Annotated in this window: 8 protein-coding genes and 1 pseudogene; 6 read left to right on the top strand and 3 right to left on the bottom strand. The window is 68.4% G+C overall.

Annotation, left to right across the window (positions count from 1 at the left end):
• Both ACE5C1_RS08930 and ACE5C1_RS08925 read left to right on the top strand, forming a co-directional pair.
• Window positions 1–238 (top strand): hypothetical protein (locus tag ACE5C1_RS08930; RefSeq protein WP_374943718.1); only part of this gene is annotated, 238 nt, incomplete at its 5' end.
• A gap of 88 nt (window positions 239–326) precedes the next feature.
• Window positions 327–446: pseudogene (locus ACE5C1_RS08925) on the top strand (IS5/IS1182 family transposase); the annotation flags it as partial.
• Window positions 447–624: 178 nt separating this feature from the next.
• Here the strand turns inward: ACE5C1_RS08925 and ACE5C1_RS08920 are convergent.
• Both ACE5C1_RS08920 and ACE5C1_RS08915 read right to left on the bottom strand, forming a co-directional pair.
• Window positions 625–1203 carry a hypothetical protein gene (locus ACE5C1_RS08920; RefSeq protein WP_374943717.1) on the bottom strand — a complete coding sequence of 193 codons (579 nt, stop codon included), beginning with the start codon at window positions 1201–1203 and terminating at the stop codon, window positions 625–627.
• A gap of 61 nt (window positions 1204–1264) precedes the next feature.
• Window positions 1265–2467, bottom strand: a complete 1203-nt coding sequence (locus tag ACE5C1_RS08915; RefSeq protein WP_374943716.1) for a M14 family metallopeptidase — start codon at window positions 2465–2467, stop codon at window positions 1265–1267.
• 197 nt (window positions 2468–2664) lie between these two features.
• On the opposite strand from ACE5C1_RS08915, the gene ACE5C1_RS08910 reads away from it, so the two are divergent.
• Genes ACE5C1_RS08910 through ACE5C1_RS08895 form a run of 4 tightly spaced genes read left to right on the top strand, consistent with a single transcriptional unit; the run spans window position 2665 to window position 8352 of the window.
• Window positions 2665–4917: a TonB-dependent siderophore receptor gene (locus ACE5C1_RS08910; RefSeq protein WP_374943715.1), complete on the top strand. Its 2253-nt coding sequence runs from the start codon at window positions 2665–2667 to the stop codon at window positions 4915–4917.
• A gap of 11 nt (window positions 4918–4928) precedes the next feature.
• A complete protein-coding gene (locus tag ACE5C1_RS08905) occupies window positions 4929–5657 on the top strand; it encodes an ABC transporter ATP-binding protein (protein ID WP_374943714.1) in 729 nt (242 codons plus the stop codon).
• On the top strand, window positions 5654–7093 hold the full coding sequence (locus ACE5C1_RS08900; RefSeq protein WP_374943713.1) for an ABC transporter permease: 1440 nt from the start codon (window positions 5654–5656) through the stop codon (window positions 7091–7093). Before ACE5C1_RS08905 ends, ACE5C1_RS08900 begins: the two co-directional genes overlap by 4 nt.
• Window positions 7090–8352 carry a DUF3526 domain-containing protein gene (locus ACE5C1_RS08895; protein ID WP_374943712.1) on the top strand — a complete coding sequence of 421 codons (1263 nt, stop codon included), beginning with the start codon at window positions 7090–7092 and terminating at the stop codon, window positions 8350–8352. Before ACE5C1_RS08900 ends, ACE5C1_RS08895 begins: the two co-directional genes overlap by 4 nt.
• An 821-nt stretch (window positions 8353–9173) precedes the next feature.
• Here ACE5C1_RS08895 and ACE5C1_RS08890 read toward each other — a convergent pair.
• Window positions 9174–9572: a hypothetical protein gene (locus tag ACE5C1_RS08890; protein ID WP_374943711.1), complete on the bottom strand. Its 399-nt coding sequence runs from the start codon at window positions 9570–9572 to the stop codon at window positions 9174–9176.
• Between the last annotated feature and the right edge of the window lie 674 nt (window positions 9573–10246).

Here is a 10246-nt window from a genome sequence, read left to right as displayed (position 1 = left end):
CAATGCCCGTATCTACGCTGGCATCGCGCGGGAGCCGCAGGCGGCGGCCGTGAAGCTGGCGGACCGGATCGCCAATGTCCAGGCGGCACCTGTCGGGAGCGAGCACGGCGCGCGCTACGTGCGCGAGGCAGATGCCTTCGCGGATGTAGTCAGGCCGCACGTTCCGCCGGCTATGTGGGCGCGACTTGAGGCGACGCTGGCCCGGCATCGACTCTCCGTCGAGCAGGCGAGTAAGTAGGGGCCGTGAAGCTGCTCGCGGCCTGTAAATCCAAGTGGAAGGTCTGCGTTCAAAATGGTTAAAAGTGAACGACCGCTTTGGAGCGCTAAAACGGGTCGCATCCCGCACCTTTGATCGTCAGATCACCGAGCTCAAGCTCCGTGCCGCAGTGCTCAATCGCTTCTCGCAGATAGGAGCCCCGAACACCGTCCGCGTTTCGTGGAGATAGGCAGAAGAGGCCGCCTCATACAGCGCGAATACTATGCAACAAAGCCCCTTACGAACGTTCTTTCGCCCATCCATGCCTTCCATCCCTCCGGTCAGCACTCCGAATCAGCAGATCACGGCCGTGTGAGTCCCCTCGGATCCGACTTGGTCTAGTTCGACTCTAGTCGTCAGTCCGAAGCTCAGGGCTCGCGCATGATCGGATAGGTCAGGTGACGGCGGGCCGGTCGCGGCAGTCGCTCTGCGAACCAGGCGAGACGGGCGTCCGGGTCGGTCGCGAAGGCGGGATCGGTCCTCACCCTCTCGTCGAATGCCGCGCGGATCGCGGGCTCGCGGGCGAGGAGCGCATCTGCCAGCGGGGCGAGGACGAACGCCTCCGTGCCGGGCGGCTTCTGCAGCAGTTCGGGGAAGAAGCCCCAGGCGAGAAAAGAGTCCTGGCTTTCGGGCTCGAGCAGCGCGGCGGCGAGCAGGCCGAGCGGCTGATCGGCGGAGACGCGGACGCTGCCCGCCGGCAGGTCCGCTCGGAACGGCTCATGGACCAGGGTCGCGCGCAGCGGCACGCGCCCGTCCGTCGGCGCCTGAAGCGCCGGATCCCGCATCGTCACCCGGTCGAGCGGCAGCGTCCGTGCGGCCCTGATCGGCTCGTCCATGCGGATGCCGTGGAGGCGCAGACGGTCCAGCACCTCCGCCTGCTCGGGCGGCACCCACCAGGCGCGCGCGATCCGTACCGTTTCGGTCGGCACCTGCCCGATGATCGGCATGCGCCACGTCGTCGGTCTGCCGAGCCACCGCTGCTCCATCCTGCCGCTCGCCGGAGAGCGATTAGGTGTCGAACGCGACGCCCTTGAAGTCCTCGATCCAGCCGATCGGCCGTTCGGCGGGCGCCCAGCGGGTCAGTAGTTCGGCGGGGCGGCTGGCGCGATCGACTGCCTTGGCGGCGGCGATCCGGTCCGCATCCTCACCGGCGACGCGCAGCGCTGCCTCCAGCAGCACGTAGGTGCCGAGCACGCGTTGACGATACGGCTTGAGCATGTGGTTCTCGACGAGCACCGTCGGCACGCCGATGAAGTCGCCGTAGCCGGTCGAGTAGCGCGGCCCCTCCGGGCTGTAGCGGATGCCCTTCGTCGGCTCGCGGACATCGACCGGGCTCGGATAGATCGTCGGCCGATGGCCCGCCCGCGTCAGCGCCGCCATCACCGTCGGGCCGAAGCGCGTCTCCAGCCAGTCCGCCGTCGCACGGTGCTGCGCATAGCGCCCCCAGCCGGCATAGGTGAAGGTCACGTCGTAGCCCATGTCGAAGCCGTCGCTGACGTGGCAGTCGACATAGAGGATGGGGTCGAGCCGTCGCAGCAGCGCGATCATCGCCCGCGTCTCGGGCGCGTCCGCCTTGGCGTAGTCGCGGTTCAGGTTGATGCCGCGGGCGTTGCCGAGCGCGCCCTTGTCGCGCGGGCCGCGGAGCGCCGGGAAGTTCCAGCGGCTGGATGCCTCGTGCCCGTCGACGTCGTAGATCGGCACGAAGACGAGATCGACCCGATCGAGGAGCGCGCCCTTGCCGCGCATCGCGATGTCGCGCAGCAGCATCAGGCCGGCATCCTTGCCGTCGATCTCGCCGGCGTGGATGCCGGCCTGAACGAGCACGACCGGCTTGGGCTCGCCGTTTGCCCCCGGCCCCGTGCTCGCGCGCACCATCAGCAGGTCGCGGCCCTGGCCGCTCCGCCCGAACGTCTCCAGCGACACGCGCGGCGACGCGGCGGCGAGCCGCTCCAACCAGGCGCGCGTCTCCGCGAAGGTAGGCGTCGTCGCGAAGCCGGCGCGCTCCGCGGGCGTGATCCACGCGTCGCCCGATGCGGCGATCAGTCGCTCACTCGCACCCGTCCAGGAAAGCGGTGAGGGCAGGATGGCCTGAGGCAGGTCGCCGAGCTGGGATGCGTTCTGAGCCTCGGAGGCTAGCGGGACCAGCGTCGCGACACCGGCGAGGAGCCTGCCGAGTCGGCTATGCAGAACGGTGGAAAGGAGGTGGTACACTGCCTGATCCGATCGCCTCTTCGTGGCGGCGTGGTCAAGGCCATGACATTTCTTCATAAGGGAGACAATATAACGTTTGGCTTGCACCATCTTCGACATGCACTTAGGCGCCCGCTCCTGACGGATCCGAACAGAAGCGGCCCAGGTCGCGCGCGTGCCGGCTGTGCCGCGCCGATGCCCGGATCGCAGGGAGCGACATGGTGAGAAAGTTCACGGGGGCGGCGCTGGTCGCCGGAGCGGCCTTGGCTTGGGCGGGTGAGGCTCGGGCGCAGACCGCGCGGGCGACGCCGACCGATCAGATGGAGCAGACGGCGGCGGCCGACGCGGAAGGCGACGTCACCGTCACCGGCGTCCGCCAGCAGTATCGCGGCGACGTGCCGCTGCGTGAACTGCCGCAGGCGGTGCAGGTGCTGTCCGCCGAGAAGCTCGCGGAGGCCGGCGTGACGCGGCTGGACGACGCGCTCGATTTTGCCAGCGGCGTCGCGCGCCAGAACAACTTCGGCGGCCTGTTCGACAGCTTCGCGATACGCGGCTTCGCGGGCGACGAGAACACGTCGAGCAGTTATCTGCTGAACGGCTTCAACGCCTCGCGCGGGTTCGGCGGCGTCCGCGACACGTCCAACGTCGAGCGCATCGAGATCCTGAAAGGCCCGTCCTCGGCGCTGTTCGGCCGGGGCGAGCCCGGCGGCACAATCAACATCATTACCAAGAAGCCGCATCTCGACGCCTTGGCCGCGGACGCGACCGCCGGTTACGGCAGCTACGACCGGTTCCGCGGCGAGGCGGACGTCAATGCGCCGCTGGCAGACGGTCTGGGGCTGCGCGTGACCGGCGCCTATGACGAGGGCGACACGTTCCGCGACTTCGTCCACTCGACCAAGTACACGATCACGCCCTCCCTCCTGTTGCAGCCGGCTCCCGACACGCGGCTGTCCTACGAACTGGAGTACGTCCGCCAAGAGGTTCCGTTCGACCGCGGCGTCGCCGAGGTGAACGGCCGTGCGCGCGGTCTGCCCCGCTCGCGCTTCCTGGGCGAACCCGGCGACGGGGACACCACGGTGGATGCGCTCGGTCATCAAATCCAGCTCCAGCACGACTTCAGCCGGCGGTGGTCGGTCGTGCTCGGCGCATCCTACCGCGACACGAGCTTCAAGGGATTCTCGACGGAGGCCGAGCTCGCCGACGCCCGCCAACCCTATTACGGCAATGCCGCCGTCGCGACGACGCCGATCCTGTCACGCCAGCGGCGCTTTCGCGACTACGACACGCAGAATCTCGTCGTCCGCGGCGAGCTGAGCGGCCGCTTCGACACGGGCTCGCTGACCCATCACGTCCTGATCGGGGCGGATCACGACGAGTACCAGCTGGACTCGCTGCTCGACCGTTCCCGACCCGGCACGGGCGCCAACACGCTGACGGCGACGGCGACGCGGGCGCAGCTGACCGCCGGCAACGCGGTGAACGTCTTCGATCCCGTCTACGGCAACCTGTCGACGCCGCTGCCCTTCCAGAACCAGCGCGAGCGGCAGTGGAGCTTCGGCGTCTACGTCCAGGACCAGATCGACCTGACGGACGCCCTGAAGCTGCGGATGGGCGGCCGCTTCGACCATCTCGAGCGGCGGGTGGACTTCCGCATCGCCAATGCGGCGGGACAGGTGCCGCTGGCCGCGCGGCGCGACAACCACCGCTTCAGCCCGCAGGTCGGCGTCTCCTGGGAGATCGCCCGGCCGCTCACGCTCTACACGAGCTACGGCAAGGGCTTCCGCGCCAACACCGGCACCGGCGCACCCGATGCGGTGGGCGCGTCGACGCTGTTCGAGCCGGAATACACCGAGAGCTACGAGGCGGGCGCCAAGTTCGCCGCGCTGGGCGATCGGCTGACCGGCACCGTTTCCGCATTCCAGACGAACAAGAGCAACGTGCTCACCGCCGACCCGGTCAATGCCGGCTTCTCCCGCTCGCTCGGTCGTGCCCGCAGCCGCGGGATCGAGGCGGACGCCGACCTGACGCTGCCCGCCGACTTCCGGCTGTCGGCGACCTTTGCCTATATCGACGCGGAGGTGCGCCGGGCCGCGAGCGACCCGAACTTCGGCTTCTCGCTGCGCATCGGCGATCCGCTCATCAACATTCCGAAGACCAGCGGCTCGGCGCTGCTGTTCAAGGACGTCGCACTCGGCGCGCGCACGCTGACGCTGGGCGGCGGGGTGACCTATGTCGGGCGCCGCCTGGGCGAGACCGGATACCGCTTCCCCGATGGATCGTTCTTCAGGCTGCCCGCCTACGTCACCGCGCGCGTGCACGCCGCGGTTGAGCTGACCGACCATCTCCGCCTGTCGGGCGAGGTCACCAATCTGTTCGACGAGCACTATTATCCCAGCAGCTACTCGCGGCTGTGGATCACGCCGGGCGCGCCGCGTCAGTTCTTCGTGCGCGCCGGCTTCCGCCTGTAGGATCGCCGGCCATGAATGCACCCATCTCGCTCCGGAACGTCGCGCTCTCCTTTGGCGGGCACCGCGTACTCGACGACCTCACCCTGTCGGTCGCGACCGGCACCATCACCGCCCTCCTCGGCGGCAACGGTGCCGGCAAGTCGACGACGCTCTCTCTCCTCCTCGGCTTCGCGCGCGCGGACGGCGGCGAGGTTCGCGTCTGCGGCATCGACCCCGTTATCGATCCCGACGCGGTCCGGCGGCGCATCGCCTACCTGCCGGAGAACGTCGCCCTCTACGAGCATCTGAGTGCGGTCGAGAACGCCGACTACCTCCTGGCCCTGGCGGGCACGCGTCCGGGTCGTAACGCAATCACCGGCGCCCTGGCCGCGGCCGGCTTGCAGGAGCGGGCCTGGGACCAGCGGCTCGGCGGCTTTTCCAAGGGCATGCGCCAGAAGGTTGCGATCGCGGTAGCCTTGCTGCGCGAAGTGCCGGTGCTCCTCCTCGACGAGCCCACCTCCGGCCTCGACCCGCGCGCCACCGCCGATTTCAACGCGCTTCTCGCCGCGGTACGCGACCGTAACACCGCCGTCCTAATGGTGACGCATGACCTGCTCTCCGCGGTCGACGTGGCCGACCGGATCGCCTTCCTTGAGGACGGCCGGATCACTGACGACATCGCGGCGAGCGGGCCCGAGCGGTTCGACGTGCGCGCCCTGCATGCCCGCTTCCAGTCGGGCGCCGGGGCCATCGCCGCATGAGCGCCACTCGCCTGATCGCCCGCGACGAGCTGCGGCTGATGGCCCGCAACCGCGTCGCGGTGGTTGCCACCCTGCTGCTCGTCCTTCTGACGCTGGTCGCCGTCGCCAACTCCTGGGCGCACCAGCGTAGTCTCGCCGACCAGCGCGCTCGACACGCCCATGCGGCCGAGGCCGCGTTCAAGGCGCAGCCCGATCGGCATCCGCACCGCGTCGTCCACTACGGCACCTTCATCTTTCGCCCACTGGGGCCGCTCGCCGCCTTCGATCCAGGCGTTGACGCGTTCACCGGCAACAGCATGTTCCTGGAGGGGCATCGCCAGAACACCGCCAACTTCGGCGACGTACGGCAGAGTTCGCTGCTCGTCCGTTTCGGCCAGCTGACCCCGGCGTTCGTTCTGCAAGTGGTCGCGCCGCTGCTGCTGGTCTTCCTCGGCTACGGCGGTCTCGCGCGCGAGACCGAACGCGGAACGCTGCGGCTGCTGATGCTGCAGGGCGCGACCCGCGGCCAGGTGGTGCGCGGCAAGTTGGCCGCACTCGGCATCGTCGCGATCCTCATCGGCTTGCCGGCGATGGTCGGCTTCGTCCTGATCGCCGGCCAGACCGGCTCGCTGCTCCTGTCGATGCTGGCGATCGCGCTTGGCTACTTTGCCTATCTCGCGCTCTGGGCTATTCTGATCACGCTCGTCTCGGCGAGCGTGCGCTGCGGCCGCGATGCGTTACTCGCGCTGGTGGCGCTATGGGCGGTGGTCGCGGTGCTGCTGCCGCGCGTCGTCCCGGACGTGGCCAGCGCTGTCGTGCCGATCGAGAACCGGATGCAGACCGATGTCGCCATCGCCCGCGACCTGCGCCGCATGGGCGACTCCCATGATCCCGACGACCCGCACTACGCGCGCTTCAAGCAAGGCGTCCTCGCCCGCTACGGCGTCGCCCGCGTCGAGGACCTCCCGGTCAACTACAACGGGTTGCTCGGCATGGAGGGCGAGCGGCTGACCACGTCGTTGTTCGACCGCTATACCGGCAAGAGCTACGCCGCTCAGGGCCGGCAGAACGACCTGGTCGTGGCCGCCGGCGTCTTCAGCCCAGCCATTGCGCTCCGCTCGCTGTCGATGGCGGCGGCGGGCACCGACTTCGCCGGTCACCGCCGCTTCCTCGATCAGGCGGAGGCATACCGCTACGCGCTCGTGCAGATGCTGAACCGGATGCAGGCGGAGGCCGTCGGCTACGCCGATGACACCGCCGAAGATGCCGGAGCCGATCGCCGCAAGCGCGTGTCGGCGGAGAACTGGAAAGCGATGCCGCAATTCCGCTTCGTGGGTCCGACCGGCGCGGAACTCGCGCGCTGCGCGCTGCCGGGCCTGGGCGTCCTGCTGGCATGGCTGGCATGCGGCGCGCTGCTGCTCGCACGGGCGAGCAGCCGGCTCGGAGATCGCCGGTGACCCTCCTCGCTCACGAGCTCCGCCTGCTGGCCCGCCAGCGGCTCACCGTCTTCGCACTCGCGCTGCTCGGGCTTCTCACGGTCGCCGCGATTGCCGCCGGGATGGTGGAGATCGCCCATCAGCGCGCCGCCATCGCCGCCATTCCCGCCGCGCAGGCCGAGGACATCGAGGCAGTCGCTAATTACGTCGACCTCACCAAGGACGCCGGCTCCGCCGCCTACTACAGCTTCCACCCGACGTGGGACGCGCCCGCGCCGCTCGCCTTCGCCGCGCTCGGCATGCGCGACGTGTCGCCCTACATCCTGCGCGTGCGCGCGCTGGGACTGGAGGCGCAGATCTACGACGGCGACACGTTCAATCCGGAATTGGCGCTGCCCGGCCGCTTCGACTTCGCCTTCGTGCTGGTGTTCGTCGCGCCCCTGTTCGTCGTGGCACTGTTCCACGACCTCGTGTCGGGAGAGCGCGAGGCGGGACGGCAGCGCGCGCTGGAGGCGCTGCCGAACGGTGGACGGGCGTTGTGGCGCAGGCGTACTGGATTGCGCCTGATGCTGCTCTGGGCGGTGCTGGCGCTGCCGTTCGCGATCGCCGCGGCGATCGAGAGCGTAGCGCTCGGCACCGCGGTGATCGTGCTGGTGGTGGTCGCCGCCTATCTGCTGTTCTGGATCGCGCTCGCCGCGCTCGTCGCTCGCCTGCGTTGGAGTTCGGTCGCCAACGCCGCGACGCTCGCGGCCGCGTGGCTGGTGCTCGTGTTGATCGTTCCGACTCTCGCCAACGTCGCCGTCAACGCTGCCGTTCCCGTCAACCAGGGAGCCGAAATCGCCATGGCGCAACGAGAGGCGGTGAACCACGCCTGGGACATCCCGCGGGAGGAGACGATGCGCCGCTTCAACGCCAAACACCCGCGATGGGCGGACTCGGCGCCGCTCGGAGCCCAGTTCCACTACAAATGGTACCTCGCCTTCCACGAGAACGGCGACGTGAGCGTAGGCGACAGGGTGCGCGCGTATCGGGCGGGATTGGAGGCGCGCGACGCCGCCGGCCGCTCGCTTGGCTGGCTGCTGCCGTCGGTGGGCGTGCAGGCGCTGCTGACCCGCCTGGCGCACACCGACCTCGCCGCCCAGTTCGCGTACCAGGATCGCATCCGCGCCTTCCACGGCCGTCTGCGCGAGTTCTACTACGGATATCTCTTCCGTGATCGCGGCTTCACCAAAGCTGATTTCGCCCGTGCACCAAGGTTTGAGGACAGTCCGCATGGCTGACTCTAGATAGGCTGTCCTGACATGTTCACCGCCGGAGGCGGTCGCTGGCTGAGCCGACGCGCCGCCCCGGTCCGCGCCGACCTATGAGGCCCTGCACCGAATGACGGCGGTCCTACTCGCCAGGCGCGCGCCGGCCGATGCCAAAATAATCGTGCTCGGGAACGGTGGCGGGAGGACAGTACGCGCAGCCGCTGGTTTGGACGAGCCGAGTAGGGGAGTGCCGATCGCACCCGCTTTGACGGGCGCCGATGATAGAATCCGTGGTTGCGGGGGGGGGGGGGGGCATGGGTCGGTCCTTGGTTCTCAGCCCAGATGCAGCCTGCCATCGCGGCCGAGGTACGCATCGACCTGCCCGAGCGCCTCGGCCGCGGCAGGTCAGCGCCGGTCCGCTGACGAGCGCATGCCCCCCGCGCGACGTGCCTGTCCTCCGGTCCACGAGCGAGTCGAGTGCCAACTTTGCCTGTTCGGCAGACGCTGCCGGACAGTGCTGGTTGGGGCGACAGGTGCCGTCGCTCTCCCACAACGCGATCCCGGCGAGGAGGACGCGCGGCCCCTCGGCGCACCAGACGGGACCGTCGCCGTCCCAGACTCGGGCGAGCGTGCAGCGGAAGGTCGTGCCGGCGGCGACGATCTGTGCAGCGAGGGCGATGATCAGCATGGCCGTGATAGGCATCTTCGCGCCCAGGTTGCCACCGTCGCGGCGCAGTCGATCCCCTGCGGTCACCGTTCTCGCGGTATCGCGCCGCCTCCTCGAAGGTCGGCACCGCTGACGCAGCGACGATCGGAAAGGCGATCGGTCCGTGAGACAGCGGATTACGCGACTATTTCCGGGGCCGCGCGTCGGGTTCGCGTTGATTGTCCTCCACGGTGCGGGTGGTTTCATCGTCGCGTGCGACGATCTCTAACGCCTGGACCGCGTCGACCAGATCATGATGGGCGATACGCGCTTCGTCATGTTCCGACCGCAATCGCGCGTGCGTCATCTCCAGCGTGGCGGAGTCAACGCCACGTTTCAGGGCCGCGCCATGCACCTCGATCGCACTGCCGTGCTGCTGCAATCCACCGTCCCTGCGTTCGATGCCGGTCGCGATCGCGCGCAGCCGTTGCGCCAGCGCGGCGTGTTCGCGCGCCCATTTCTGATTATCGGCTTCCCACTGGTGATGCTCCGCCTGGAGTTCCACGGACACAGCGGTCGAGGGTGCGACCTGCGCCGCTGCCATCGGCGCGGCAAGCAGAGCGATCGCGGGCACGAGAAGCAGCGATTTTGGCACGGGGAGTTCTCCTAGAAACGCATGGAGACAATATAGCATTACGCATGACCGGCCTAGTCTTCTTTCGGATCGACGGACGGACGACGGTGCGGGAATGATCGGATTTCAGTACGGTCTTGTAGTAGTCGACATGGGAACGCTTGACGACTCAGCCATCCTGCGGCGGGGGACGCCGCCCCCGCCGCTTTGATAGGCGTTCAACAGCCGCCATCATCCGGACCGATGAGTAGGAGCGGTTTAGCCGAGCGGCAATCGCATCAATCCGCTCGGCGTGGTACGCTTGACGCAGATCGGCAAGCTCATCGTCGGTCCACGGTCGCAATCGGTCACTCAGGTCACGGAATCAGATTGGAGGATACCGCTTGCAGCGGCCGTTTTGATGCTCGCATTCTAGCCATCATCCATGTGACGAATGTCCGGATTCCCAGACACATCCGCACAACTATACACCGAATTTCCCGACAGGCTGCTTTTCGGTATGATTGGTGGAAGCACGAACCCGCTGCGCGGGAGGGGTGCTTGCGGCGAGGTTGAGGTGAAGGGGCGAGCGTCGCGCTGGCATTGAGCGCCGCGAGAGGCAGGCAGAGCATCGGGGCTCCACGAGAAGGAGCCTGTCATGACCA

Source organism: Sphingomonas sp., from assembly GCF_964263785.1.
Taxonomy (GTDB): domain Bacteria; phylum Pseudomonadota; class Alphaproteobacteria; order Sphingomonadales; family Sphingomonadaceae; genus Sphingomonas.
This window is presented reverse-complemented; position numbering and strand designations above follow the sequence as displayed.

Bases quoted from the DNA above. Each gene is read 5' to 3' on its own strand.
- ACE5C1_RS08920 (WP_374943717.1), bottom strand. From the start codon at position 1,203: ATGCCGATCATCGGGCAGGTGCCGACCGAAACGGTACGGATCGCGCGC.
- ACE5C1_RS08910 (WP_374943715.1), top strand. From the start codon at position 2,665: ATGGTGAGAAAGTTCACGGGGGCGGCGCTGGTCGCCGGAGCGGCCTTG.
- ACE5C1_RS08905 (WP_374943714.1), top strand. From the start codon at position 4,929: ATGAATGCACCCATCTCGCTCCGGAACGTCGCGCTCTCCTTTGGCGGG.
- ACE5C1_RS08900 (WP_374943713.1), top strand. From the start codon at position 5,654: ATGAGCGCCACTCGCCTGATCGCCCGCGACGAGCTGCGGCTGATGGCC.
- ACE5C1_RS08890 (WP_374943711.1), bottom strand. From the start codon at position 9,572: ATGGCAGCGGCGCAGGTCGCACCCTCGACCGCTGTGTCCGTGGAACTC.